We start from the raw sequence: 24,856 nt of genomic DNA on the forward strand, positions 1-24,856 counted from the left end.
TCACGAAGTCAGGACCACCAGACATGACCACCCCTCGCACCGTGCTCATCACCGGCGGAAACCGCGGAATCGGCTACGCCATCGCCGAGGAGTTCGTGGCCCAGGGCCACCGCGTCGCCGTGACCGCCCGCTCGGGCTCCGGCCCCGCCGGCACGCTCACCGTCATCGCCGACGTCACCGACGCCGCCTCGATCGACGCCGCGTTCACCGAGGTCGAGAACGAGCTCGGCCCGGTCGAGGTCGTCGTCGCCAACGCGGGGATCACCCGCGACATGCTCCTGCTGCGGATGTCGGAAGACGACTTCACCAGCGTCATCGACACGAACCTCACCGGCGCCTTCCGCGTCGTCAAGCGCGCCTCGAAGGGCATGCTCAAGGCCCGCTTCGGCCGTATCGTGCTCATCTCGAGCGTCGTCGGGCTCTACGGATCGGCCGGGCAGGCGAACTACAGCGCCTCCAAGGCCGCCCTGGTCGGCTTCGCCCGTTCGATCTCGCGCGAGCTCGGCGCCCGCAACATCACCGCGAACGTCGTCGCGCCCGGCTTCATCGAGACCGACATGACCGCCGAGCTCCCCGAGGCGCAGCAGGCGGAGTACAAGAAGTCCATCCCGGCCGGCCGCTACGGCCAGGCCGCCGAGGTCGCGAAGGCCGTCGCCTGGTTGGCCGGCGACGACGCCGCCTACATCACCGGAGCCGTCATCCCCGTCGACGGCGGCCTCGGCATGGGCCACTAGCCCCGCAGGCCGAGGAGCGGGAGGAGCTGGCTCAGGTCACGCCGGTCCATCGCCAGGTGCGCGTGCTCGCGCACCAGGGGGCGCGCGTCGAAGGCGACCGAGAGGCCGGCGACCTCCATCATCCGGAGGTCGTTCGCCCCGTCGCCGACCGCGACCGTCTGCGCCGGAGGAAGGGCGAGCTCGCCCGCCCACTCGAGCAGCGCATCCGCTTTGCTCTGCGCGTCGACGATCGGCCCGCTGACGCTGCCGTCGAGGCGGCCGTCCGCGACGCCGAGCCGGTTGGCCCGCCAGTAGTCGAGGCCGAGCTCCTCGGCCAGCGGGTCAAGCACCTCGTGGAATCCGCCGGAGACGACCCCGATGAGGTTGCCCGTGCCGTGGAGCCCGGCGATCAGCTCGGGGACCCCCGCTGTGACCGTGATCTGCTCGCCGACCTCGCGGAAGCACGAGACGTCGAGCCCCTCGAGGGCGGCGACCCGCTCACGCAGGCTCGCGGCGAAGTCGATCTCGCCGCGCATCGCCCGTTCGGTGATCGCGGCGACCTCGGCATGACGGCCCGCGCAGTCGGCGAGGAGTTCGATGACCTCGTTCTCGATGAGGGTGGAGTCGACATCGAGGACGACGAGGAACTGGGTCATGGAACGACGCGTACTCCCTTGCCCACGACGGTGATTCCGGAATCCGTGACCGTGAAGCCCCGCTCCCGGTCGCGGTCGGGATCGACGCCCACCTGGGCGCCGGCGGTGACGACGACGTTCTTGTCCAGGATAGCGCGGCGGACGATCGCATCCGGTTCGATGTGCACCCGGTCGAAGAGCACCGACTGCTGCACCAACGCGCCGGAATCGACCGTGGTCCACGGACCGACCACGCTGTCCTCGACCCGGGCACCCGAGATGAGGCAGCCGAGCGACACGATCGACTCGACCGTGACACCGGGGTTGCCCTTGGAGTCGCGCACGAACTTCGCCGGCGGCGAGTTGAGCGCCTGGGTGTAGATCGGCCAGGCCTCGTTGTAGAGGTTGAAGACCGGGAGGGCCGAGATCAGGTCTTGGTGGGCGTCGTAGAACGACTCGATCGTGCCGACGTCGCGCCAGTAGTAGCGGTCGCGATCGGTCGAGCCGGGCACGACGTTGCGGTTCAAGTCGTAGACCGCCGCGTTGCCGGCCGCGACGAAGTCGGGGATGATGTCGCCGCCCATGTCGTGGCTGGACTCGGGGCGTTCGCCGTCGCGGATGACGGCCTCGATCAGCTGGTCGGCGTCGAAGACGTAGTTGCCCATCGAGGCGAGCACTTCGCCGGGGGAGTCGACGAGACCCACCGCATCCTTCGGCTTCTCGAGGAACTCGGCGATGCGGGTCGGGTCGTCCTCCTCCACCTGGATGATGCCGAACTGGTCTGAGAGCTCGATCGGCTGGCGGATGGCGGCGACCGTCGCGCCGGCGCCGGACTCGATGTGCGCCTGGATCATCTGCTCGAAGTCCATGCGGTAGACGTGGTCGGCGCCGACCACGACGACGATGTCGGGGTTCTCGTCGCGGATCAGGTTGAGCGACTGCAGGATGGCGTCGGCCGAGCCGCTGAACCAGCGCTTGCCGAGCCGCTGCTGCGCGGGAACCGAGGCGATGTAGGAGTTGAGCAGCCCGTTGAGGTGCCAGGTCTGCGAGACGTGCCGGTCGAGCGAGTGCGACTTGTACTGGGTCAGCACCACGATCTGCGACAGCCCCGAGTTGACGAGGTTCGACAGCGCGAAGTCGATCAAACGGTACCCCCCGCCGAACGGGACGCCGGGCTTGGCACGGTCGGCCGTGAGGGGCATGAGGCGCTTGCCCTCGCCTCCGGCCAGGACGATGCCGAAGATCTTCTTTGATGCTGCTGCCATACCCCCACCATAATGAGGTTTTCCCCGCGGGGTACTACGGTTCGACTATGCGAGTCGACGTGATTACCCGTGAGTATCCGCCCGAGGTCTACGGAGGGGCCGGCGTGCACGTCGCCGAGCTCGTCAAGGCGCTCAGGGCCCATCTGGACGTGACGGTGCGCTGCTTCGGCGCCCCCCGCGACGAAGCGGACGTCTTCGCCTACCAGGTGCCGCAGGAGCTCGTCGGCGCGAACCCCAGCCTGACCACCCTCGGCGTCGACCTGCAGATCGCCGAGGCGGTCGCCGGCACCTCGCTCGTGCATTCGCACACCTGGTACGCCAACGCCGCGGGCCGCCTCGCCGCGCTGCTGCACGACGTGCCGCACGTGGTGACCGCGCACTCGCTCGAGCCGCTCCGGCCGTGGAAGGCCGAGCAGCTCGGCGGCGGCTACCGCATCTCGTCGCAGATCGAGAAGGATGCGTTCGAGTCGGCGGATGCGGTGATCGCCGTCTCCAACGGCATGCGTCGCGACATCCTCCGCTCCTACCCGGCCCTGGACGAGTCGAAGGTCACCACCGTCTACAACGGCATCGACCTCGAGCGCTGGCGCCCCACCGTCGACCCCGAGGTGCTGGAGCGCCACGGGATCGACCCGGACCGGCCGACCGTCGTCTTCGTGGGTCGGATCACCCGCCAGAAGGGGCTGCCGTACCTCTTGCGCGCGATCGCGATGCTGCCGCCGGAGGTGCAGGTCGTGCTCTGCGCCGGCGCCCCCGACACCCCCGCGATCATGGAGGAGGTCTCCTCCGCGGTGCGCACCCTGGGGGAGACCCGCACCGGCATCGTCTGGATCGAGGAGATCCTGCCCCAGCCGCAGCTCGCCGCTGTGCTGACGGCCGCGACCGTGTTCGTCTGCCCCTCGGTCTACGAGCCGCTCGGCATCGTCAACCTCGAGGCCATGGCCTGCGGGCTCCCGGTCGTCGGAACGGCGACCGGCGGCATCCCCGAGGTCGTCGACGACGGCGTGACCGGGCTGCTGGTGCCGATCGACCAGGCTCAGGACGGCACGGGCACCCCGACCGACCCCGACCGCTTCGTCGCCGACCTCGCCCGTGCCCTCACCGAGGTGCTCGCGGATCCGGTCCGCGCGGCCGAGATGGGGCGGGCCGGACGCGCCCGGGCGGAGGCCGAGTTCAGCTGGGGCGCCATCGCCTCTCAGACCGCTGAGATCTACCGCTCGCTGGTGCGGTAGGGGGCCGGTCGTTCGTTAGGCTTGGAGCATGCCCACTGTGCTCGATCTCGAAGACGTTTCGGTTGTCCGCGATGGAAATACCATCCTGAGCGGGGTGAACTGGAAGGTCGACGGGGATCAGCGCTGGGTGGTGCTCGGGCCCAACGGCGCGGGCAAGACCACGCTGCTGCAGATCGCCGCGGCGATGAGCCACCCCTCGGGCGGCACCGTGCAGGTGCTCGAGGGCACGCTGGGGCAGGTCGACCTGTTCGAGCTGCGCCCCCGCGTGGGCTTCGCCTCGAGCGCGATGGCCCGCCGCTTCCCGGCGAACGAGACGGTGCTGAACGTCGTGCTGACGGCCGCCTACTCGGTGACCGGGCGCTGGAACGAGGCCTATGAGGACATCGACCTCCGCCGTGCGCAGCGCGTGCTGAGCGAGTGGAAGCTCGACCACCTCTCGGACCGGCTGTTCGGCTCGCTCAGCGACGGCGAACAGAAGCGCGTGCAGATCGCGCGGTCGGTCATGACCGACCCCGAGCTGCTGCTCCTGGACGAGCCGGCCGCGAGCCTGGACCTCGGCGCCCGCGAGGAGCTGCTGCAGCTGCTCGGCGGCTACGCCTCCGCCCCCGAGGCGCCCGCGATCGTGATGGTGACCCACCACGTCGAGGAGATCCCGCGCGGATTCACCCACGCCCTGCTGCTCAACAAGGAGGGCATCGTGGCCGCCGGCGGCCTCGGCGAGGTGCTGACGGCCGACAACCTGACCCAGACCTTCGGGCTCCCGATCGCCCTCAGCGAGGACGACGGGCGTTTCAGCGCTCGCGCGGCCTGAAACCTGCTAAACTCGTCAGCTGGCCCACTGGCCCACGATCTCCTTCCCCGCCGTACAACCAAGGACACCACTATGAAGTCTGACACCCACCCCACGTACGCACCCGTCGTGTTCCGCGACCTCGCGTCGGGAGCCACGTTCCTCACCCGTTCGACCGTGTCGAGCGCGAAGACGATCGAGTGGGAAGACGGCAACACCTACCCGGTGATCGACGTCGAGATCTCGTCCGAGTCGCACCCGTTCTACACGGGCAAGCAGCGCATCCTCGACTCGGCCGGTCGTGTCGAGAAGTTCAACAGCCGCTACAAGGGCTTCGGCGGCAGCAAGTAGGCTCCCGCCCCACAACGAAGAAGACCCCGTCGGCTCAGGCCGGCGGGGTCTTTTCGTGCGTGCCTCAGGCCCGCCGGGGCACCTCGGGCCAGCCGCGACGCGAGGTGAAGCCGGGGTCGCGGGTGCGCCGCATGTAGTCTTCGAACGAGTCGCACTGGGCCTCGTGCCAGGTCTGCTGAGCGGCGTGCAGGTCGCTCGGCGACAGGTCGAGCTCGGCGGCGAAACGCACCGCGATCGCCTGGGCGACCCGGCCGGCGGCGATCGCATCCGCCCCCGCGTCGTGCGCGTCGAGCAGCTCAACGCCGTAGTGGGCGGCCGAGGCCTCGAGCGTGCGCTTGCCCTTGCGGTAGCGGTCGATCTGCTTGTCGATCACCAGCGGGTCGACGACCGTGCCGGTGACGAGGGGCTCGACGCCGTGACGGAGCGCCTCGCGGTTGAGCAGGGTGAGGTCGTAGGGCGCGTTGTAGATGACGAGGGAGTAGCCCTCCTGGAAGGCACGGCCGAGCTCGGCGACGATCTCGCTGACCACCTCGGCGGCCGGACGCCCCTCGGCGCGGGCACGGGCGGTAGTGACGCCGTGCACTGCGGTGGCCTGCTCCGGGATGTCGACACCCGGGTCGGCCAGCCAGTCACGACGGGAGACGGCGAAGCCGTCGGCATCCAGATAACTGACGTTGGCGGTCACCACCCGGCTGGTCTCGACGTCGATGCCCGTGGTCTCGAGGTCGAACACCGCGAGTCTCTCGGCCCAGGCCGGAATGAGGGCGGTGGTGACTGACTGCTCGATCGTATCCATCGACGCGATCGTGTCATCAGCCACCGACACCAGCGCGGTCGCCGAGGCGGGGCCCGGCGCCCGGACCGGCTCCGGTTCGAGGTCGAACAGGGTCGGTGCGGCGATCGTCATACCCGTCAGTCTGCCGCGCCTCCAGCGACTCCAGAGGCACCGACACACGGGTCAGCGGCCCTCGGTCTCTTCCGTGCGCTGCCCGACGTGCAGCCAGTAGAAGGTCTGCGTGCCGAAGGTGAGGGTGACGGTGCCGTTCTCGTCGAAGGAGGGGAACTCCGAGTGCCCGAACAGGTCGAACAGCCGGCGCCCGGCGAACTGCGGAGCCGTGATGGTGGCCGAGCCCGGGTTGTGCGCGAAGTTGAAGACGCAGAGCACGTCCTCCGGCCCGTCGCCGAAGTAGGCGCCGGACCCCTCGTAGCTCCGCACGAAGGAGAGCACCGACTCGCTGTCGGTCGGCAGCACCTCCATCGTGCCCAGCCCGAACGCCGGGTGCGCCTTCCGCACGTGGATGACGTTCCGCACCCAGTGCAGCAGCGATCGCGACTGCGCGAGCTGGGACTCGACGTTGACCAGCGTGTAGTTGTAGACCAGCGACTGCACAACCGGGAGGTAGAGCTTCCCGGGGTCGGCCGTCGAGAACCCGGCGTTCCGGTCCGGCGTCCACTGCATCGGGGTACGCGAGGAGTCGCGGTCCGGCAGCCAGATGTTGTCGCCCATGCCGATCTCGTCGCCGTAATAGAGGAACGGGCTGCCCGGCAGGGCGAAGAGCAGGGCGTGCACGAGCTCGAGCTCGGCGCGGGAGTTGTCGAGCAGGGGAGCGAGCCGGCGCCGGATGCCGATGTTCGACCGCATCCGCGGATCGTAGGCGTACCAGCCGTACATCGCCTGCCGGTACTCCTCGGAGACCATCTCGAGGGTGAGCTCGTCGTGGTTGCGGAGGAAGACGCCCCAGGCGGCGCTCTCGGGGATGTCGGTGGTCTCGGAGAGCACCCGCACCAGTTCGTCGGCCTTCTGCGACCGCAGCGAGTAGAAGATGCGCGGCATCACCGGGAAGTCGAAGGCCATGTGGCACTCCGGCTCCTCCTCGGTGCCGAAGAAGGCGGCGACCTCGCGGGGCCACTGGTTGGCCTCGGCCACGAGCATGCGCCCCGGGTACTCGTTGTCAATCATCTGGCGGAGCTTGACGATGAACTCGTGGGTCTTCGGTTCGCCCTCGCCGTTGCCCTCGTCGGACTCGTAGAGGTAGGGGATCGCATCCAGCCGGATGCCGTCGACGCCCATGTCGAACCAGAACCGCACGGTGTCGAAGATCGCCTCGTGCACGGCCGGGTTCTCGAAGTTGAGGTCGGGCTGGTGGGAGAAGAACCGGTGCCAGAAGAACTGGCGGCGCACCGGGTCGAAGGTCCAGTTCGACTCCTCGGTGTCGACGAAGATGATGCGGATGTTCTCGTACTTCTCGTCGGTGTCGCTCCACACGTAGAAGTCGCCGAAGGGGCCCTCCGGGTCCTCCCGCGACTTCTGGAACCACTCGTGCTGATCCGAGGTGTGGTTGAGCGGGAAGTCGATCACGATGCGCATGTTGCGCTCGTGCGCCTTGGTCACGAGGTCGCGGAACTCCTCGACCGTTCCGTAGTCCGGCAGCACGGCCGTGAAGTCGGAGACGTCGTAGCCGCCGTCGCGCATCGGCGACATGAAGAAGGGCGGCAGCCAGAGGGCGTCGATCCCGAGCCACTGCAGGTAGTCCAGCTTCGAGATCAGGCCGGCGATGTCGCCGAACCCGTCGCCGTTCGAGTCGACGAACGACCGGATCATCACCTCGTAGAACACCGACCGCTTGTACCACTGCGGATCGAGGGTGAGGCCCGGCTGCTGGATGGGAGCGGTGTAGTTCACGGGGGTCCTTTCGGAGCACGGGAGGAACGGATGACCGGCAGGAGCGATCCCTGAATCACGTTAGTCCAAACCGCTCGGGGCGGTAGGCCGCGTCTATGCTTGACCGGATGACCGTCGCCTCGCCCTACGCCGAAGAACTCTCCCGGATGCCCGTGGTGGAGCGGGAGCTGGACGTCGCCGGCAGCCGCACCCGTCTCTGGGAGTACGGCGCATCCGGTGCCGATCAGGCCGCCCGCGCGGTCGCCGACACCCTGATCGTCGTCGTGCACGGCTACCGGGGCGACCACCACGGTCTCGAGCCGGTGATCGCCCAGCTGAACGGCCCCGAGCAGGCCGGCACCCGGATCGTCGCCCCCGACCTGCCGGGCTTCGGCGTGTCGACCCCGCTCGCGGCGGTGCACGACGTGCCGGGCTACTCGGCCTGGCTCCGCGAGATCGTCCCGGTGCTCCGGGCCGAGTCGCCCCAGGCGCGGCTCGTCGTACTCGGCCACTCGTTCGGATCGATCATCGTCGCGGCCGCACTCGGGGGCGAGCCGGCACTGGAGGCCGACGCCGCCATCCTGATCAACCCCATCTCCGCGCCCGCCCTGACCGGGCCGCGGGGCGTGATGACCCGGCTCGCGATCGGCTACTACCGCTTCGCCGCCGCGGTGCCGGAGAAGCTCGGCTTCGCCATCCTCGGCAGCCCCGTCGTCGTGCGGGTGATGAGCGTGACCATGGCGAAGACGCGGCAGAAGCCGCTGCGGCGCTGGATCCACGATCAGCACGACCGCTACTTCTCGGCGTTCGCGAACCGCACCGTGGTGCTGGATGCGTTCCGCGCCTCGGTCGGCGACGACGTCAGCGAGTACGCCGCCCGCATCACGGTGCCGACCCTGCTGATCGCCGCCGACAAGGACGACATCACGCCGATCGAGGCCCAGCACCGCGTGCAGCGGGCGATGCCCGACGCCCGCCTGGTGGTGCTGCCCGACGTCGGCCACCTGATCCACTACGAGAAGCCGGTCGAGGCCGCCCGCGCGATCACGGAGTTCCTCGCGTGAGGCTCGCCGTCGACTGCCGGTACACCCGGCTCGAGCGGCACGACGGCATCAGCCGCTACACCGCCGGGATCGTCACGGCGCTGAAGGAGCTGATCGACCAGGGCGACCCCGCCGTCGCCGGCATCGAGCTCAGCATGATCATCAGCGATCCGCGCCAGCTCGCCATGCTGCCCGACCTGCCCTGGGTGCAGGTCTCCGGCCCGACCAGCGTGCGCGAGCCCTTCGTCGCGCGCCAGGTGAACCGGAGCCGGCCGGACATGGTGATCAGCCCGATGCAGACCATGGGCACCCGCGGCCGGAAGTACCGCCTCGCCCTGACCGTGCACGACCTGATCTATTACTCCAACCCCACCCCGCCGCGCGACCTGCCGGCCTTCGTGCGGGTGCTCTGGCGGCTCTACCACAAGGCCTGGTGGCCGCAGCGGATGCTCCTGAACGGCGCCGACGCGATCGTCACGGTGTCGGACTCCACGCGGGCGCTGATCGCCGAGCACCACCTGGCCCGACGCCCCGTGGTGGTCGCCCGGAACGCGGCCGACCTTCCGCCGCGGGAGACCGCCGATGCGGCCGCGGCCGACGCGGACGCGCGGTCGCAGGCGAAGTCGCTGCTCTACATGGGCTCGTTCATGCCGTACAAGAACGTCGAGACCCTGGTGCGCGCGGTGGGCGAGCTGCCCGACTACACGCTCCACCTGCTCAGCCGGGCGAGCGACGCCGATCAGGCCCGCCTGCGCGCGATCGACCCCGAGGCCCGCCTGGTCTTCCACGGCGGGGTCTCCGACGAGGAGTACCGCAAGCTGCTCGGCGAGGCCACGGCGCTGGTGACCGCCTCGCTCGACGAGGGCTTCGGCATCCCGCTGGTCGAGTCGATGGGTCAGGGGACGCCGGTCGTCGTCAGCGACATCGGCGTCTTCCGCGAGATCGGGGGAGCGGCGGCGTTGTTCGCCCCGGCGAAGGATGCGGCCGCGTTCGCCGCGGCCGTGCGCACACTGGAGGATCCGGCGGAGTGGGCGGAACGCTCACGGGCCTCCCGCCGTCAGGCGGAGACGTTCAGCTGGGAAGCGTCAGCGCGAGCGCTAGCGGCGCTCGTGACCGGATCGACGGGTCGATCGCCGCGCCGTTGAACTCGGCGATGGACAGCTCGCCGCCGTCGACCGTGAACTCGTGGGCGGAGCCGTTCGGGATCGCGTGCCCCTTCTCGGGCAGTCGCTTCTCGGTGACGTAGCGGATCAGCGAGCCGATCACCCCGCCGTGCGAGACCACGATCAACGACTGGCCGGGGTGCTCCTCGGCGAGGGCCTCCAGCGCGGGCAGCACGCGCGCGACGACGTGCGACCGGCGCTCGCGCCCCGGCACCGGGCCGAGCGGGTCGGGGAACCGCTCGCGCAGCTCCTCGGCATTCAGTCCCTCGGCCTCGCCGTAGCTGCGCTCGACCAGTTCGGGGACCAGTTCGACCTCGTCGAGGCCGATCGCCTCGGCAATGATCTCGGCGGTCTCCCGGGCGCGGCCTAGCGGGCTGGCGACGATGCCGTCGAAGTGACGGTCGGCGAGGATGCGGCCGGTCTCCCTGGCCTGCTCGCGGCCGGTCTCGTTCAGGGGGATGTCGGTGCTTCCCTGGATCCGCTTCTGGAGGTTCCAGTCGGTCTGGCCGTGGCGCACGAAGGTGAAGGTAGTCATCGGGGCCAGTCTACGAGGCCGGTGCGCGGCACGGTCTCGGGTCAGGCGCCGGGCAGCAGCCGCGCCCGGAGGCCGCCGAGCGCCTCGGCCACCCCGCCGTCGATCTTGACGGCGGCGCGCGAGTCGCCCTTGGTGACCCCGCGGTTGATGATCACGACCGGCAGCTTCCGGCGCCGGGCCTGCTCGAGCAGCCGGATGCCGGAGTTGACGACGAGGGACGAGCCCGCGATGACCATCGCATCCGACCCCGCCACCATCGAGGAGGCCTCGGCGAACTTCTCGGTGGGGATGAACTCGCCGAAGAACACCACGTCCGGCTTCAGCACGCCGCCGCAGACGGTGCAGGCGGGCACCACGAAGGCCTCGTACTCGGCCACGTCGGCATCGCCGTCCGGCGCCATCCTGACCAGGCCCTGATCGGTGAGCCCGGGGTTCTCGGTCGCGATCCGCTCGGCGATGCTCGCCCGGGCGAAGGTCTGGCCGCAGGTCAGGCAGGTGACCCGATCCATCGAGCCGTGCAGGTCGACCAGGTGGCGGGTGCCCGCGCGGGCGTGCAGACCGTCGACGTTCTGGGTGATCACCCCGGTGACCAGCCCCGCGTCCTCCAGCTCGGCCAGGATGCGGTGGGTCACGTTCGGCTGCGCCGCGTCGAACAGCCGCCAGCCCAGGTGACTGCCCGCCCAGTAGCGCTTGCGGTACGAGGAGCTCGAGAGGAACTGGTCGAAGGTCATCGGGTTGCGGGCGGGTGCGCCCTCGCCGCGGTAGTCCGGGATGCCCGAATCCGTGCTCACCCCGGCCCCGGTCAGCACCACGATCCGGCGACCGGCGAGCACCTCGGCGGCCTCTTCGATCGCGAGCGCGGACGACGCGTCCGGCAGCGACGACACGAGCGGAACCATGTGACCTCCTCGCCGGCGTGAGGTGCCCGGCATCAGCAGTCTAAACACCGGAGTTTTCCGGAATGTTTCCGGGCTGGCAGAGTTGGGGGTGAATCTCGTCACAGAAGGGGTCTCGTGCCCGTCCTCCGCATCACCTCGCTCGAGCATCCCCTGCTCGCCGACTACGCCGACCTGACCGACGTCGCGCTCCGGCGCATCCTCGAACCCGCGGGCGGCCTCTACCTCGCCGAGTCGGCGAAGGTGATCGAGCGGGCCGTCGCAGCCGGGCACCGCCCCCGCTCGGTGCTGCTGCAGGAGAAGTGGCTCGCCGACCTGGAGTGGATCGCGGAGCGCTTTCCGGAGGTGCCGCTGTTCGTCGCCGACGACGCGCTGCTGGAGCAGCTCACCGGCTTCGCCATGCACCGGGGCGCCCTCGCCTCGATGCACCGCCCCGTGCTGCCGGATGCGCGTGACCTGCTCGCCGGCGCCCGGACGGTGGTCGTGCTGGAGGACATCGTCGACCACACCAACGTCGGGGCCGCGTTCCGCTCGGCGGCCGGCCTCGGCGCGGACGCGGTGCTGATCAGCCCGCGCTGCGCGGACCCCCTCTACCGTCGGAGCGTGCGGGTCAGCATGGGCACGGTGCTCCAGGTGCCGTGGACGCGGATCGGGGAGTGGACGGAGGCGGCGCCGCTGCTGCACGAGGCCGGCTTCACGATCGCCGCCCTCGCACTCGGCGACGACTCGGTGCCCCTGCCCGAGTTCGCCGCCGCCCTGCCGGAGAAGGTCGCGATCGTGCTCGGCACCGAGGGCGACGGGCTGAGCCGCCGCGCCCTGGCGGCCGCCGACGTGCGGGTCGAGATCCCCATGCTGCACGGCGTGGACTCGCTGAACGTGGCCTCGGCGAGCGCCGTGGCCCTCTACGCGCTGAGGTACGCCGCGCGGGAGTAGTGATTGCCTACTGACCATCGAGGCCCCGACCCAATATGCTTCCTCTACCGATCAGGGAGGTTGCTGTGAGTGACAAGTCCACCGTTCCACCCGTAGCCGCAGCATCCGGGGGCAAGGGCCTGAAACCGGGCACCCTCGGGCTCTTCGGGTCGACCGTGATCGGGCTGGCCTCGACCGCCCCGGTCTACTCCCTCGCCGCGACCGTCGGCTTCGTGGTGCTGGCCGTGGGTGCGCAGGCTCCCATCGCGATGATCATCGCCTTCGTGCCGATGTTCCTGACCGCCTCCGCGTACCGGGAGCTCAACCGGGCGGTGCCGGACTGCGGCACCGCGTTCACCTGGGCCACCAAGGCCTTCGGCCCCTGGGTGGGCTGGCTGGCCGGCTGGGGGGTCGCGGTCGCCGGCATCATCGTGCTGGCGAACCTGGCCCAGATCGGCAGCAAGTACCTGTGGCTGCTGACCGACAACCCCGATCTGTACGACAACGTGCCGCTGGTGACCGCCACCGGCGTGGTGTTCATCGCGGTGATGACCTACGTCAGCGTGCGCGGCCTGGAGATCGGCGAGCGCCTGCAGAACGTGCTCCTCGCGGTTCAGTACCTCGCGCTCGCGCTGTTCGTCGGCATCTGCTTCTGGAACGTCTTCACCGGTTCGGCTCCGGAGGGTGCGACCGCGCCCCAGGCCGACTGGTTCAACCCCTTCGCCTTCACCTCGCTCTCGGGCTTCACCGAGGCGATCCTGCTGTGCCTGTTCATCTACTGGGGCTGGGACACCTGTCTCGCCCTCAACGAGGAGACGAAGGACCCCAAGCGCACGCCCGGCCGGGCCGCGATCCTCTCCACCGTCATCCTGCTCGTCACCTACGTCTCGGTCACCGTCGCGGCGATGTCCTTCGCCGGGCTCGGCGACAGCGGCCTGGGCCTCGGCAACGAGGAGAACTCGGGCGACGTCTTCCTCGCGCTGAAGGATGCGGTGTTCGGCCCCTGGGCCTGGCTCCTGGTGATCGCGGTGTGCGTCTCGGCGATCTCGTCGACCCAGACCACCATCCTGCCGACCGCGCGCGGCACCCTGGCGATGGCGACCTACAAGGCGCTCCCCGCCGCGTTCGGGCGGGTGAGCCCGAAGTTCCACACCCCGCGGTTCGCCACGATCTTCATGAGCGTCGTCGCCTCGGTCTTCTACGTGGGGATGACGATCGTGAGCGAGAACATCCTCTCGGACACGATCCTCTCGATCGGGCTCGCGATCGCCTTCTACTACGCGATCACGAGCTACGCCTGCATCTGGTTCTTCCGTAAAGAGATCTTCACCACGGCCCGCAACTTCTTCTTCAAGGGCCTGTTCCCCCTCCTGGGCGGGCTGATGCTCACGGCGGCGTTCATCCAGTCGGCGATCGACATGTACAACCCCGACTACGGCTACACCGTGATCTTCGGCATCGGCGGGGTCTTCGTGATCGGCATCGGCTCGCTCGCCGTCGGTGTGGTGCTGATGGTGGTCTGGTACTTCTTCGCCGGGTCGAAGCCGTTCTTCCGCGGCCAGAGCCTCAACCGCGACACCGAGGTGCTGGTGCCCGACGACGACCAGCTGGTCGTCCGTTCCGTCGACGGCGGCCTGATGTAGCCGTTGGTTAGGATGGCCGGGTGAGTCCCGCCAGCCCCGCCGTCTACCGGCGCCGGCGAATCGTCGTGGGCGCGGCCCTCGTGCTGTTCGCGGTGCTGGCCACCTACATCCCCGTCTCCCTGTTCGCTCCGGTGCCCGCGGCCACCGCGGCCGTCGCCGAGGTGACCCCGACGCCGAGCGCCGCGACCACGCTCAGCACACCCGGTGGGGGAGCGAGCGCGATCGGGATCGCCGACGGCTCCGCCGCGAAAGAGCTGCTCGGGTCGAGCGGCTCCACCGAGTCGGTGCCCATCGCGAGCATCACCAAGACCATCACCGCGCTGGTCGTGCTCGACGCCAAGCCGATCGCGGACAGCGGCCAGGGGCCGGACATCACGATCACCGACGACGACGCGGCCATCCTGCAGCAGACCATCGCGGTCAACGGCTCCTGGGCCTCGGTGTTCCCGGGGCAGGTGCTCAGTGAGCGCCAGGTGATCGAGATCATGCTGCTGGAGTCGGCCAACAACTACAGCGTGACCCTGACGAACTGGGCCTTCGGCTCCACCTCGGCCTACCTCACCGCCGCGAACGCGTGGCTCGCCGAGAACGGCTTCACCGGCACCGCGGTCGTCGACACGAGCGGCCTCGACCCGGGCTCGCGGAGCACCACGGCCGACCTGCTCGCCCTCGCCGCCCGGGTGCTCGCCGATCCGGTGCTCGCGCCGATCGTGGGCACGAAGACCGACACACTGCCCCAGCTCGGCGAGATCGAGAACACCAACGACCTGCTCGGCGTGGCCGGGATCGACGGGGTGAAGACGGGCACGACGGATGAGGCGGGCTACTGCCTGCTGTTCTCGGCCGACTACCTCGTCGGCACCGAGACGGTGACCCTGGTCGGGGTGGTGCTCGGGGCGGGCAGCGAGGCCGAGCTGCAGGCCTCGGTGGTGTCGCTGCTGCAGAGCGCCGAGAGCGGCTTCCAGACCGTCGACGTCGTGACCGCGGGCCAGGTGCTCGGGTCGTACTCGACCGCGTGGGGCGCGTCCTCCGACGTCGTCGCCGCGGAGACGGTGAGCACCGCGGTGTGGTCCGAGGCGACCTTCACTCCCTCGGTCTCCCTCGAGACCGTCACCGAGGCCGCGGCCGGAACCGTGGTCGGTACGGCCCGCTACGAGGTGGCCGGCGTCTCGGTGGCGGGGGAGGAGCTCACGGTGCCCCTGCAGCTCGCGACCGACCTCGCCGGGCCGGATGCGGGCTGGAAGCTCGCGAACCCGGGGCGGCTGTTCGGCTAGTCGGCGGTCGTCGACGCCTCGGTGGGGCTGCCCGCGCTCGAGGCGGCCGGCTCACCCGATTCGGCCGATGCAGCCGGCTGACCCGGCTCGGCCGATGCGGCCGACGGGTCCGATACTGCCGAATCCGCAGCACCGCGCGAGACGTACACCGGCTCGGGGATCGGCCGCTTGGGCGTGATCCCGTCCCCGCTCGACCGGTGCGTGATGCGGCGGATGACCCACGGCACCAGGTGCACCCGCGCCCAGACCAGGTCCTCCGCCCGCGCCGCGCGCCAGGTGCTTCGCGGCAGCGGCTCCGGGGCACCGGGCTGGAGGTCGTTCTCGACGTTCAGGGTCTGCAGCACCATCCGGGCCACCTCGTGGTGACCGAGCGGGTTGAGGTGGAGGCGGTCGGCCGACCACATCCGCGCATCCTGGATCGCCTTGAGGCCCCACTGGTCGGCGACGAGGCAGTCGTAGCGCTCGGCGAGCACCCGCAGGTTCTCGTTGTAGATCGCGACCTTGCCGCGGATGCCGCGGAACACGGGCGTGAAGCTGGTGTCGACCCCGGTGAAGATGACGACGGTCGCGTCGTCGCTCCGAAGCCGGCGGAGGCCGGTCTCGAACCGCGCCGCGATGTCGTCCGGGTCGGTGCCGGGGCGGATGACGTCGTTGCCGCCCGCGGAGATCGTGATCAGGTCCGGTCGGAGGGCGAGCGCGGGCTCCACCTGCTCGTCGACGATCTGCTGCAGCAGGCGGCCCCGGATGGCGAGGTTCGCGTAGGAGAAGTCGGCGTCCGTGGTCGCCGCGAGCGTCTCGGCGACCCGGTCGGCCCAGCCGCGATAGCCGCCGGGGCTGGCCGGTTCGGGGTCTCCGATCCCCTCGGTGAACGAGTCGCCGAGGGCCACGTAGCGGCGCCAGGGGTGCGTTTCGGTCATCCTGCAGATCCTTCCTCACCGGGCCGAGCAGCTGCCCCGCGGTTCCTCCAGGGTAACGCCGCCGACGGCGACGGGCTGTCGGGAGCAGGGGGTATCTTGGATCATCGTGACAGATCAGCCCCTCTTCGAACCGGCACCCGGAACGAGCGCAGCAGGGCACCTCTCACCGTCGTTCCCGGCCCGGGCCCCGTGGGGCACCGCCGGCCGGCTCCGGGCCTGGCAGGAGGAGGCGTTGACCGCCTACTTCGCCACCGAGCCCCGCGACTTCCTCGCCGCCGCGACGCCCGGCGCGGGCAAGACGACCTTCGCCCTCCGCCTCGCCTCCGAGCTGCTGCACCGGCGCACGGTCGACCGGGTGATCGTCGTGGCGCCCACCGAGCACCTCAAGCGGCAGTGGGCGGATGCGGCCGACCGGGCGGGCATCCGGCTGAATCCCGGCTTCCGCAACAGCGAGTCCCGTTTCGGCCGGCACTTCCACGGCGTCGCCCTCACCTATGCGCAGGTCGCGGCCCGGGCCTCGCTGCACCGCGAGCTCACCCAGGGGGCCGACACGCTCGTCATCCTCGACGAGGTGCACCACGGCGGCGACGCGCTCAGCTGGGGCGACGCCGTCCGCGAGGCCTTCGAGCCCGCCACCCGACGGCTCTCGCTCACCGGGACACCCTTCCGCTCCGACACCTCGCCCATCCCGTTCGTCGAGTACCTGCCCGACGAGCACGGCATCCGCCTCTCGCGCAGCGACTACAGCTACGGCTACGGTCGCGCGCTGAAGGACGGCGTGGTGCGCCCGGTGCTGTTCATGGTCTACGCCGGCCACATGCGCTGGCGCACCAAGGTGGGCGACGAGATGGAGGCCCGCCTCGGCGAGGGCAACACCAAGGACATCACCTCGCAGGCCTGGCGCACCGCACTCGACCCGGCGGGCGACTGGATCCCGCAGGTGCTCGGCGCCGCCGACAAGCGGCTGACCGAGGTGCGGCAGTCGATCCCGGATGCGGGCGGACTGGTGATCGCCACCGACCAGACCGTCGCGCGCGCGTACGCGGCCATCCTCGAGTCGATCACCGGGCAGTCGGTGACCGTCGTGCTCTCTGACGAGAAGGAAGCCTCGGACCGGATCGAGCGCTTCTCGAACGGCGACTCGCGGTGGATGGTGGCGGTGCGAATGGTGTCGGAGGGCGTCGACGTGCCCCGCCTCGCCGTCGGCGTCTACGCCACGAGCGCCTCGACGCCCCTGTTCTTCGCCCAGGCGATCGGTCGCTTCGTGCGGGCGCGTCGGCGCGGCGAGACCGCATCCATCTTCTTGCCGAACGTGCCCTCGCTGATGGCGCTGGCCGAGAAGCTCGAGCTCGAGCGCGATCACGCCCTCGACAAGCGCGACGACGGCGAGAACCCCGAGGGCGACTTCTACAACCCCGAAGACGCCATGGTCGCGGCGGCGAACAAGGAGGACCGCGCGTCCGAGAGCCTGATGGAGGAGTTCACCTTTCAGGCGATCGGGTCGGAGGCGACCTTCGACCGCGTGGTCTACGACGGCGGCGAGTTCGGCTTCCAGGCCGTCGTCGGCAGCGAGGAGGAGCTCGACTTCCTCGGCCTGCCCGGGCTGCTGGAGCCCGAGCAGGTCAAGGACCTGCTGCAGCATCGGCAGGCCCGGCAGCAGAAGCACCAGGCCAAGACCGGGATGCCGAAGAGCGACGCGCCCGACCAGGGCGGTGTGCCCGCGCCGCTCTACCGCACCCTCAAGGAGCAGCGCACGCTGCTGAACTCGCTCGTCGGCATCTGGTCGAAGACCTCCAACGAACCGCACGGCCTCATCCACGCCGAGCTGCGACGGATCTGCGGCGGCCCCGCGGTCGCCCAGGCGAGCGTCACCCAGCTGCAGGCGCGGATCGTGACCGTGCGCCGCTGGATGAGCGCCAGCGGGCACTGAGGGCACCGATGGGCGCTGGACGGTGGACGGCCTACGCGCCGCCGAAGCGCTCCGTGCGCACCGTCGCGGGGTCGGCCCCCGAGGCGACCAGCGCATCCGAGGCCAGCTCGACGAAACGGGTCGGGCCGCAGATGTAGGTGGAGGAGGTCGGCTCGGTGGTCGCGGCCCAGGCGGTGACCCGCGCCGCATCCAGTCGCCCGACGGTACCGGTCCAGTCCGAGGGCGCCTGCCGGGTGTACTGGATCGTCACGTCGGCCCCGGCCTTCGCCGTGAGGTCCATCAGCTCGTCGTGGAAGTAGACGTACTCGGGGGTGCGCACCGAGTAGAGCAGGTGCACCGGGGCGGTGTTGCCGCTCTGGATGTGGGTGCGCAGGATCGACACCAGCGGAGCGATGCCCGACCCGCCGCCGATCAGCCGGATGGGCTCCTCCTGCGTCGGCCGCCAGACGAACCAGCCGCCGAGCGGGCCGATCACCTCGAGCTGGTCGCCCACCGAGACGCCGCGCACGAGATAGGGCGAGACCTCCCCGTCGGGCATCAGCTCGACGCTGACCGCCGCGAGCTCGTCGCCGGCGGCCGAGGAGAGCGAGTACGACCGGGCGGCCTGGTACCCGTCGGGCGCCGTGAGGCGGATGTCGATGTGCTGACCCGCGAGCGCTCCGCTCCAGCCGGGCACCTTCAGCATCAGGGTGCGAGCGGTCGGCGTCTCTTCATGAATGCCGACCACATCGGCTACTACCCAGTCCACTTTAGGAATCGTAGTAGTAGCGCTGCTCTTTCCACGGGTCGCCGTAGGCGTTGTACCCGTTGACCTCCCAGAAGCCCAACTCGTCGGTCTCGTGCATCGTGAGGCCGGTGACCCACTTCGCGCTCTTCCAGAAGTAGAGGTGGGGGACCAGCAGGCGCGCGGGCCCGCCGTGCTCGGGATCCAGCGGCTCGCCGCCGAACTCGAAGACGACCCAGGCCTTGCCGCCCAGCAGGTCGGCCAGGGGCACGTTGGTGGTGTACCCGCCATAGGAGTGCGCCATCGTGTAGCCGTACTTCGTGTCGACCTCGGCGAACAGGGTGTCGAGCGAGACCCCGCGCCAGGTCGTGTCGAACTTCGACCACCGCGTGACGCAGTGGATGTCGGTGTTCACCGTCTCGATCGGCAGCTTCATGAACTCGTCCCAGGTCCAGCGCTTCACGTCGCCGGACTCGGTGGTGATCGAGAACTGCCACTCGCCCTGGTGGATGTTCGGGGTGGGGCCGGCGGAGAGCACCGGGAAGTCTTTCGTCTCGTACTGCCCCGGCGGCAGTTTCGGATCGGCCTCGCGATGCTTGCCGAAGAATCCTGGTGTGACGATTCCCATTGGTGCTCTCCTCCCGCTGCGGTGGGGTCAGCTTACGCCGAGGCGGGCGTGGGCTGCTCAGACAGATCGTGAATCAGGGCCTTCTCGTCGGCCTCGCTGAGCGAGGTCTTGATGACCGTGCCGTTGAACGGGGCGATGGCCGCGGCGAACTTGTCCTCGGTCAGCTTCACGGTGTAGATGACGACGGCCGACTTACCGGCGCCGACCGACTCCTTGACCTGCGAGCGGAACTCGCTGTTGAGCCCCGTCTTGTCGATCCCCGCGAACAGCGCGCCGATCAGGCCGCCGAAGACCAGGCCGAAGAACGGCACGAAGAAGAGGATGCCGATCAGCGTGCCGAAGAGGGCTCCGCTCGCGGCACCCAGCCCGATGTTGCCGGCCGCACCGGGGTGCTCGACATGGGTCTTGCCCTCGGCGTCGACCTTGACGAGCGCGAGGCCGGCCAGCTCGACGATGAGGTCGCCCTGGAGCTCCTGCACCTTCTCGTACGCGCCCTCGGCGTCGGTCTCGTTGTCGAACGCGATCACGATCAGATCTGCCATGAGTGTGGATTCCTTTCCCTTTTGCACGAGCGTAGGGGAAGCGGGTTAACGACAGAAGACCCGGTCGCAACGACCGGGTCTTCGTACTGTCTCAACCAGTTCTGTGTTCTGACACGGTCTCCCGTGCCCACAGTGTCCGAGGGGGGACTTGAACCCCCACGCCCTATACGGGCACTAGCACCTCAAGCTAGCGCGTCTGCCATTTCCGCCACCCGGACGGGTGTCTGTCGCCGGATCTCTCCAGCGCCAAGAGAAGACAATAGCACGGATGGCGAGGGCGCAATCGCACCCCCGTGCGGTGCCTGCGGGTAGCGTGATGGGCATGACTTCCACCGCGGACGACGACGGACTCGACCTCACCACGCGGATCGCCCGCGACCTGATCCGGTTCGACACGTCGAACTTCGGCGAGGGCCGGTCGAACGGCGAGACCGAGGCGGCGGAGTACCTCGCCGCCCACCTCGAGCGGCTCGGCCTGATCGTGCAGAGCTTCGACACCGCACCCCGGCGCACCAGCATCGTCGCCCGTGTGCCGGGCCGCGACTCGTCCAAGCCCGCCCTAGTCGTGCACGGGCACACCGACGTGGTCCCGGCGATCGCCGAGGACTGGTCGGTCGATCCCTTCGGCGGCGTGGTGAAGGACGGCATGCTCTGGGGCCGCGGCGCGGTCGACATGAAGAACATGGACGCGATGATCGTGTCGAGCCTGGACCGCATCCTCAGCTCAGGCCGTCAGCCCGAGCGCGACCTCGTGATCGCGTTCTTCGCCGACGAGGAGAACGGCGGGGTCTACGGCTCGCATCCGCTGGTCACCGAGCATCCGGAGCTGTTCCGTGGCGCGACCGAGGCGATCAGCGAGGTCGGCGGCTACTCGATCGACCTCGACGGCAAGCGGGCCTACCTCGTGCAGACGGGGGAGAAGGCCCTGATCTGGATGAAGCTCGTCGCCCGCGGGACCGCCGGTCACGGCTCGCAGATCAACCGCGACAACGCCGTCACCCGCCTGGCACGGGCCGTGGCCGCCGTCGGCAGCCGCGAGTGGCCGGTGCACCTCACCGCGACCACTACGCAGCTGCTCGCCCGGGTGGCCGAGATCCTCGGCACGGATGCGCAGACGCTCAGCCCGGACGAGATCGCGATCGCGACCGGCACGGCGTCGCGGTTCATCTCGGCGACCCTGCGCACGACCACGAACCCGACCGGGCTCACCGCCGGGTACAAGCACAACGTCATCCCGGACCGCGCGGAGGCCATGCTCGACGTGCGCGTGCTGCCCGGCCACGAGGACCAGGTGATGGCCGAGATCCGCGAGCTGGTGGGCGAGGACATCGAGATCGTCGTGTCGCACCAGGACATCGGCCTCGAGACCACTTTCGACGGCGCCCTGGTCGAGCAGATGATCGACAGCCTCCAGCGCCACGATCCGGGCGCCGAGGTGCTGCCCTACCTGCTCTCCGGAGGCACCGACAACAAGGCGCTGAGCCTCCTCGGCATCCGCGGTTTCGGCTTCGCGCCGCTGCAGCTGCCGGCCGCGCTGGACTTCCCGGCCATGTTCCACGGCGTCGACGAACGGGTGCCGCTGGACGCGCTAGGGTTTGGCACAGACGTTCTCACCGACCTGCTGCTGCGGTACTGATCCCCGCCGGCTCGCGGACCTCTCCGCCCCGATCACTCCAAAGGGATTCATGGACTTCCTCAACGCCGTCATCCTGGGCTTCGTCCAGGGCCTCACCGAGTTCCTGCCGATCTCCTCCAGCGCGCACCTGCGCATCCTGGGCGAGTTCCTGCCGGGAGCCGCCGACCCCGGGGCGGCCTTCACCGCGATCACCCAGCTCGGCACCGAGACGGCGGTGGTGGTGTTCTTCTGGCGCGACATCGTCAGGATCATCTCGCGCTGGGCCCGCTCGCTCACCGGCTCCGTGCCGCGGAACGACCCGGATGCCCGGATGGGCTGGCTGATCATCGTCGGCTCGATCCCGATCGTCATCCTCGGCTACATCTTCCAGGACGCGATCGAGACCACCCTGCGCTCCCTGTGGATCGTGGCGGCCACCCTGATCGGCTTCGGCATCCTGCTGGGCATCGCCGACCGGGTCGGGGCGAAGAACCGCAGGCTCAAGGATCTGACGGTCGGCCACGGCGTCGTCTTCGGCCTCGCGCAGGCGCTCGCCCTCATCCCCGGCGTCTCGCGCTCGGGCGGCACGATCACGGCCGGACTGTTCATGGGCTACGAGCGCCGCGCGGCCGCCCGGTACTCGTTCCTCCTCGCCATCCCGGCCGTCTTCGGCAGCGGACTGTTCCAGGTGGCGAAGAGCTTCAACGAGCCCTCGGTCTACGGCCCGCTGGAGACCGCGGTCGCCACGCTGATCGCGTTCGTCGTCGGGCTCGTCGTGATCGCGTTCTTCATGAGCTACATCTCGCGGCGCAGCTTCCTGCCGTTCGTGATCTACCGGATCGCGCTCGGTGCGGTGCTGATCGTGCTGTTGGCCGCCGGAGTCATTCCGGCGAATTAGGCTTGTCCGGTGCGTTCCTGGACCCGACCCGACATCCCCCCGCTTCCCGGCCGTGGCCGCGCGCCCCGGCTGCACGACGACTCGAGCGGGCGGTTCCTCGACACCACCCCCTCGGGCGACACCCCTGAGGCGACGCTCTACGTCTGCGGGATCACGCCCTACGACGCCACGCACATCGGGCACGCGGCCACCTACCTGGCCTTCGACACGCTGGTGCGCACCTGGTTGGATGCCGGGCTCACGGTCTCCTACACCCAGAACGTGACCGACGTGGACGACCCGCTGCTCGAGCGCGCCACGGCGACCGGTGTGGACTGGCAGGAGCTCGCGGCCGACCAGATCGAGCTGTTCCGGACCGACATGGCGGCCCTGCGGGTCACCCCGCCGGACGCCTACCTCGGCGTGACCGAGACGATCGACGAGATCGCGGCCGCCGTCGACGAGCTGCGCCGCCGCGGCATCGCCTATCCGGTGCCCACGCCCGAGGCGGCGGAGGGGGCTGAGGAGGACTGGTACTTCGACATCGCCGCGGCCGAGGCCGCGACCCCCTGGGTGCTGGGATCGGAGAGCGGCCTGGACCGCGCGGTGATGAGCGAGCTGTTCGCCGCCCGCGGGGGAGACCCGGCGCGCAGCGGCAAGCGCGACCCGCTCGACCCGCTGCTCTGGCGCGCCGAGCGCGCCGGCGAGCCCGCCTGGGACTCCGTGGTCGGCCGCGGCCGGCCGGGCTGGCACATCGAGTGCTCGGTGATCGCGCGGGAGACCCTGGGCGACCGGATCGGGGTTCAGGGCGGCGGCGGCGACCTCGTCTTCCCGCACCACGAGTTCAGCGCCGCGCACGCCACCGCCCTCACGGGCCGGCGCTTCGCCGACGTCAACGCCCACGGCGGACTGGTCGCCTTCGACGGCGAGAAGATGAGCAAGTCGCTCGGCAACCTCGTGCTCGTGTCGCAGCTGCGCGCCGCGGGCGTGGAGCCCGCCGCGGTACGGCTGGCCATCCTCGCTCACCCCTACCGGGACGACTGGGAGTGGCACCGGGGCGACGAGGCACGGGCCGCGGAGCGGCTGGCCGGGTGGCGGGCCGCCGTGGAGCGGGATGCTCGTTCGGACGCAGACGCCGGGGTGGAGCGGGATACGGCCTCGGGACAGGACGCGGCTTCGGCTTCCGTGCCCGCTCCGGGTACCGACGGCGATGACGCGCTCGCCCTGCTCGCGCGGGTGCGCGGCCGCCTGCACGACGACCTCGACACGCCGGGCGCCCTGGAGGCCTTCGACGACTGGTTCACCGAGCCGCACTCCGCCACCTCGCACGCCCTCGCGGCCGACGCGCTGGACGCACTGCTGGGCATCCGGCTCTAGTCGTGTCCGAACGGGCTGCTGAGAGACGTCATGCGTGCGATATGCACGCATAGGCGTTCATAGCTGCCCGTACGAACACGACCCGTGGGTTACTCGCGTCGCCAGGGCTCGTCACCCGCGCGGCCGTCGCCGCGGCGGCGGAGGTAGCGCTCGAACTCCTGCGCGATCGCCTCGCCGCTCGCCTCGGGCGAGTCGACCGTGTCGCGGGCCTGCTCGAGCTGCTGGATGTACGCCGCCATGTCTTCGTCGTCGCCCGCGAGGGCGTCGATGCCCGACTCCCAGGCCGTCGACTCGTCGACGAGCTCGCCGCGGTCGACGTCGATGTCGATGAACTCCTCGAGCTTGTCGATCAGCGCCAGCGTGGCCTTGGGAGAGGGCGCGTTGTGCACGTAGTGCGGCACCGAGGCCCAGATCGAGACGGTGGGGATGCCCTCGTTCTCGGCGGCCTCGGCGATCGCACTGAGGATGCCCACCGGGCCCTCGTAGGTCGACCGCTCGATGTCGAGCTCGTTGCGCACGATCGGGTTCTCGCTCGTGGCGAAGACCGAGATCGGGCGGGTGTGCGGCACGTCGGCGAGCATCGCGCCGAGCAGCAGGATGCCGGTCACGTCCTCCGCCAGCGCGGTGGCCAGCACCTCGGCGGTGAACTTCCGCCAGTTGCGCGAGGGCTCGGAACCGATCAGCAGGTAGACCTGGGAACGGTCGGCACCGCCCGCGACGGGCGCGGAGTCGGCGCCTGCATCGGCGTCGGCCTCGCCGACATCCGAATCCACGTCATCGGACGCCTCGGGCACGCCCGCCTCGTCCTCCGCATCCTCGGTCGTGTCGTCCGGCCCGAAGATCGTGGCACCGGGCCAGACCAGCACGCGCTTGCCGTCGTCGTCGACGGTCACGTTCGGCCGGTTGAACTGGAAGTCGAAGTACTCCTCGGTGTCGACATCGGCGATCGGCACCACGTCCAACTGGTCCTTGAGCACTCTCAAGGCACCCGTGGCGGCCTCGCCGGCATCGTTCCAGCCCTCGAAGGCGACCAGCAGCAGTCGCCCGCGGAGGATTCCGTTCTCTGTCACCGTGGTGGGTACCTCACTCGTCGGTCGAGACCTCCGCACGGTGCGGGAGCCTCAATCAAGGA

24 protein-coding genes and 1 tRNA gene are annotated in these 24,856 nt (G+C 69.9%); 13 read left to right on the forward strand and 12 right to left on the reverse strand.

Annotated features, from left to right (window positions below; translation table 11 throughout):
* The first annotated feature begins 23 nt into the window (after positions 1-23).
* Positions 24-734 (forward strand): beta-ketoacyl-ACP reductase, encoded by a 711-nt coding sequence (locus tag AC59HU_RS01245; RefSeq protein ID WP_497221495.1) that lies wholly within the window; start codon positions 24-26, stop codon positions 732-734.
* Here AC59HU_RS01245 and serB read toward each other — a convergent pair.
* Both serB and AC59HU_RS01255 read right to left on the reverse strand, forming a co-directional pair.
* On the reverse strand, positions 731-1,369 hold the full coding sequence (gene serB / locus AC59HU_RS01250) for a phosphoserine phosphatase SerB (protein WP_497221496.1): 639 nt from the start codon (positions 1,367-1,369) through the stop codon (positions 731-733). The two genes, AC59HU_RS01245 and serB, sit on opposite strands and share 4 nt — an antisense overlap.
* Complete coding sequence (locus AC59HU_RS01255) at positions 1,366-2,613, reverse strand: glucose-1-phosphate adenylyltransferase (RefSeq protein ID WP_497221497.1); 1,248 nt, start codon at positions 2,611-2,613, stop codon at positions 1,366-1,368. The genes serB and AC59HU_RS01255 overlap by 4 nt, the downstream gene beginning before the upstream one ends.
* Positions 2,614-2,660: 47 nt before the next feature.
* Between AC59HU_RS01255 and glgA the strand changes: the two genes are divergently transcribed.
* The 3 genes from glgA to AC59HU_RS01270 all read left to right on the forward strand — a co-directional run bounded on the left by glgA (position 2,661) and on the right by AC59HU_RS01270 (position 4,986).
* Positions 2,661-3,845, forward strand: coding sequence for a glycogen synthase (gene glgA / locus AC59HU_RS01260; RefSeq protein ID WP_497221498.1), 1,185 nt, complete (start codon positions 2,661-2,663; stop codon positions 3,843-3,845).
* 28 nt (positions 3,846-3,873) lie between these two features.
* Positions 3,874-4,656, forward strand: a complete 783-nt coding sequence (locus tag AC59HU_RS01265; RefSeq protein ID WP_497221499.1) for an ABC transporter ATP-binding protein — start codon at positions 3,874-3,876, stop codon at positions 4,654-4,656.
* A gap of 72 nt (positions 4,657-4,728) precedes the next feature.
* Entirely contained in the window at positions 4,729-4,986 is a 258-nt protein-coding gene (locus tag AC59HU_RS01270) for a type B 50S ribosomal protein L31 (protein ID WP_066038809.1), read from the forward strand.
* Between the two features lie 64 nt (positions 4,987-5,050).
* On the opposite strand, the gene AC59HU_RS01275 is transcribed toward AC59HU_RS01270, so the two are convergent.
* Entirely contained in the window at positions 5,051-5,782 is a 732-nt protein-coding gene (locus tag AC59HU_RS01275) for an exonuclease domain-containing protein (RefSeq protein WP_497222064.1), read from the reverse strand.
* Between the two features lie 162 nt (positions 5,783-5,944).
* Positions 5,945-7,669, reverse strand: coding sequence for a maltose alpha-D-glucosyltransferase (treS, locus tag AC59HU_RS01280; protein ID WP_497221500.1), 1,725 nt, complete (start codon positions 7,667-7,669; stop codon positions 5,945-5,947).
* 107 nt (positions 7,670-7,776) lie between these two features.
* On the opposite strand from treS, the gene AC59HU_RS01285 reads away from it, so the two are divergent.
* Both AC59HU_RS01285 and AC59HU_RS01290 read left to right on the forward strand, forming a co-directional pair.
* Positions 7,777-8,712: an alpha/beta fold hydrolase gene (locus tag AC59HU_RS01285; RefSeq protein WP_497221501.1), complete on the forward strand. Its 936-nt coding sequence runs from the start codon at positions 7,777-7,779 to the stop codon at positions 8,710-8,712.
* Positions 8,709-9,836: a glycosyltransferase family 4 protein gene (locus tag AC59HU_RS01290; protein WP_497221502.1), complete on the forward strand. Its 1,128-nt coding sequence runs from the start codon at positions 8,709-8,711 to the stop codon at positions 9,834-9,836. The genes AC59HU_RS01285 and AC59HU_RS01290 overlap by 4 nt, the downstream gene beginning before the upstream one ends.
* On the opposite strand, the gene AC59HU_RS01295 is transcribed toward AC59HU_RS01290, so the two are convergent.
* Both AC59HU_RS01295 and AC59HU_RS01300 read right to left on the reverse strand, forming a co-directional pair.
* Positions 9,763-10,389 (reverse strand): histidine phosphatase family protein, encoded by a 627-nt coding sequence (locus tag AC59HU_RS01295; protein WP_497221503.1) that lies wholly within the window; start codon positions 10,387-10,389, stop codon positions 9,763-9,765. The two genes, AC59HU_RS01290 and AC59HU_RS01295, sit on opposite strands and share 74 nt — an antisense overlap.
* A gap of 41 nt (positions 10,390-10,430) precedes the next feature.
* Positions 10,431-11,288, reverse strand: coding sequence for a Sir2 family NAD-dependent protein deacetylase (locus tag AC59HU_RS01300; RefSeq protein WP_497221504.1), 858 nt, complete (start codon positions 11,286-11,288; stop codon positions 10,431-10,433).
* A 114-nt stretch (positions 11,289-11,402) separates the two neighbouring features.
* Between AC59HU_RS01300 and AC59HU_RS01305 the strand changes: the two genes are divergently transcribed.
* The 3 genes from AC59HU_RS01305 (at position 11,403) to AC59HU_RS01315 (ending at position 15,114) form a co-directional block, all read left to right on the forward strand.
* A complete protein-coding gene (locus AC59HU_RS01305) occupies positions 11,403-12,218 on the forward strand; it encodes a TrmH family RNA methyltransferase (RefSeq protein WP_497221505.1) in 816 nt (271 codons plus the stop codon).
* Positions 12,219-12,283: 65 nt separating this feature from the next.
* A complete protein-coding gene (locus AC59HU_RS01310) occupies positions 12,284-13,840 on the forward strand; it encodes an APC family permease (RefSeq protein WP_497221506.1) in 1,557 nt (518 codons plus the stop codon).
* 20 nt (positions 13,841-13,860) lie between these two features.
* On the forward strand, positions 13,861-15,114 hold the full coding sequence (locus tag AC59HU_RS01315; RefSeq protein ID WP_497221507.1) for a D-alanyl-D-alanine carboxypeptidase family protein: 1,254 nt from the start codon (positions 13,861-13,863) through the stop codon (positions 15,112-15,114).
* On the opposite strand, the gene AC59HU_RS01320 is transcribed toward AC59HU_RS01315, so the two are convergent.
* A complete protein-coding gene (locus AC59HU_RS01320) occupies positions 15,111-16,031 on the reverse strand; it encodes an SGNH/GDSL hydrolase family protein (protein WP_497221508.1) in 921 nt (306 codons plus the stop codon). The two genes, AC59HU_RS01315 and AC59HU_RS01320, sit on opposite strands and share 4 nt — an antisense overlap.
* A gap of 106 nt (positions 16,032-16,137) precedes the next feature.
* On the opposite strand from AC59HU_RS01320, the gene AC59HU_RS01325 reads away from it, so the two are divergent.
* Positions 16,138-17,961, forward strand: a complete 1,824-nt coding sequence (locus AC59HU_RS01325) for a DEAD/DEAH box helicase (protein WP_497221509.1) — start codon at positions 16,138-16,140, stop codon at positions 17,959-17,961.
* A 31-nt stretch (positions 17,962-17,992) separates the two neighbouring features.
* Here the strand turns inward: AC59HU_RS01325 and AC59HU_RS01330 are convergent, their stop codons facing one another.
* The 4 genes from AC59HU_RS01330 to AC59HU_RS01345 form a co-directional block, all read right to left on the reverse strand.
* Complete coding sequence (locus AC59HU_RS01330; protein ID WP_497221510.1) at positions 17,993-18,709, reverse strand: FAD-binding oxidoreductase; 717 nt, start codon at positions 18,707-18,709, stop codon at positions 17,993-17,995.
* 1 nt (position 18,710) lies between these two features.
* The gene (locus tag AC59HU_RS01335) at positions 18,711-19,313 is read right to left on the reverse strand and encodes a molybdopterin-dependent oxidoreductase (protein WP_497221511.1); all 603 of its coding nucleotides are present in this window, start codon (positions 19,311-19,313) and stop codon (positions 18,711-18,713) included.
* A gap of 32 nt (positions 19,314-19,345) precedes the next feature.
* Positions 19,346-19,855: a DUF1269 domain-containing protein gene (locus AC59HU_RS01340; RefSeq protein ID WP_497221512.1), complete on the reverse strand. Its 510-nt coding sequence runs from the start codon at positions 19,853-19,855 to the stop codon at positions 19,346-19,348.
* A 133-nt stretch (positions 19,856-19,988) separates the two neighbouring features.
* A tRNA-Leu gene (locus AC59HU_RS01345) sits at positions 19,989-20,073 on the reverse strand.
* Between the two features lie 104 nt (positions 20,074-20,177).
* Here AC59HU_RS01345 and AC59HU_RS01350 point away from each other — a divergent pair.
* From AC59HU_RS01350 to mshC, 3 genes are read left to right on the forward strand one after another with little or no spacing between them, the layout of a single operon-like run.
* On the forward strand, positions 20,178-21,491 hold the full coding sequence (locus AC59HU_RS01350) for a M20/M25/M40 family metallo-hydrolase (RefSeq protein ID WP_497221513.1): 1,314 nt from the start codon (positions 20,178-20,180) through the stop codon (positions 21,489-21,491).
* A 49-nt stretch (positions 21,492-21,540) separates the two neighbouring features.
* Positions 21,541-22,368, forward strand: coding sequence for an undecaprenyl-diphosphate phosphatase (locus AC59HU_RS01355; protein ID WP_497221514.1), 828 nt, complete (start codon positions 21,541-21,543; stop codon positions 22,366-22,368).
* 9 nt (positions 22,369-22,377) lie between these two features.
* Positions 22,378-23,724, forward strand: a complete 1,347-nt coding sequence (mshC, locus tag AC59HU_RS01360; protein ID WP_497221515.1) for a cysteine--1-D-myo-inosityl 2-amino-2-deoxy-alpha-D-glucopyranoside ligase — start codon at positions 22,378-22,380, stop codon at positions 23,722-23,724.
* Between the two features lie 89 nt (positions 23,725-23,813).
* Here the strand turns inward: mshC and AC59HU_RS01365 are convergent, their stop codons facing one another.
* On the reverse strand, positions 23,814-24,794 hold the full coding sequence (locus AC59HU_RS01365) for a proteasome assembly chaperone family protein (RefSeq protein ID WP_497221516.1): 981 nt from the start codon (positions 24,792-24,794) through the stop codon (positions 23,814-23,816).
* Positions 24,795-24,856: the final 62 nt, after the last annotated feature.

This window comes from Herbiconiux sp. 320_LB (assembly GCF_059691755.1).

Coding starts and splice junctions, on each gene's coding strand:
- AC59HU_RS01335 (WP_497221511.1), bottom strand. CDS start 19,313: ATGGGAATCGTCACACCAGGATTCTTCGGCAAGCATCGCGAGGCCGAT.
- AC59HU_RS01300 (WP_497221504.1), bottom strand. CDS start 11,288: ATGGTTCCGCTCGTGTCGTCGCTGCCGGACGCGTCGTCCGCGCTCGCG.
- serB (WP_497221496.1), bottom strand. CDS start 1,369: ATGACCCAGTTCCTCGTCGTCCTCGATGTCGACTCCACCCTCATCGAG.
- AC59HU_RS01285 (WP_497221501.1), top strand. CDS start 7,777: ATGACCGTCGCCTCGCCCTACGCCGAAGAACTCTCCCGGATGCCCGTG.
- AC59HU_RS01265 (WP_497221499.1), top strand. CDS start 3,874: ATGCCCACTGTGCTCGATCTCGAAGACGTTTCGGTTGTCCGCGATGGA.
- AC59HU_RS01295 (WP_497221503.1), bottom strand. CDS start 10,389: ATGACTACCTTCACCTTCGTGCGCCACGGCCAGACCGACTGGAACCTC.
- AC59HU_RS01270 (WP_066038809.1), top strand. CDS start 4,729: ATGAAGTCTGACACCCACCCCACGTACGCACCCGTCGTGTTCCGCGAC.
- AC59HU_RS01245 (WP_497221495.1), top strand. CDS start 24: ATGACCACCCCTCGCACCGTGCTCATCACCGGCGGAAACCGCGGAATC.
- AC59HU_RS01355 (WP_497221514.1), top strand. CDS start 21,541: ATGGACTTCCTCAACGCCGTCATCCTGGGCTTCGTCCAGGGCCTCACC.
- AC59HU_RS01340 (WP_497221512.1), bottom strand. CDS start 19,855: ATGGCAGATCTGATCGTGATCGCGTTCGACAACGAGACCGACGCCGAG.
- AC59HU_RS01350 (WP_497221513.1), top strand. CDS start 20,178: ATGACTTCCACCGCGGACGACGACGGACTCGACCTCACCACGCGGATC.
- AC59HU_RS01320 (WP_497221508.1), bottom strand. CDS start 16,031: ATGACCGAAACGCACCCCTGGCGCCGCTACGTGGCCCTCGGCGACTCG.
- glgA (WP_497221498.1), top strand. CDS start 2,661: ATGCGAGTCGACGTGATTACCCGTGAGTATCCGCCCGAGGTCTACGGA.
- AC59HU_RS01275 (WP_497222064.1), bottom strand. CDS start 5,782: ATGGATACGATCGAGCAGTCAGTCACCACCGCCCTCATTCCGGCCTGG.
- AC59HU_RS01255 (WP_497221497.1), bottom strand. CDS start 2,613: ATGGCAGCAGCATCAAAGAAGATCTTCGGCATCGTCCTGGCCGGAGGC.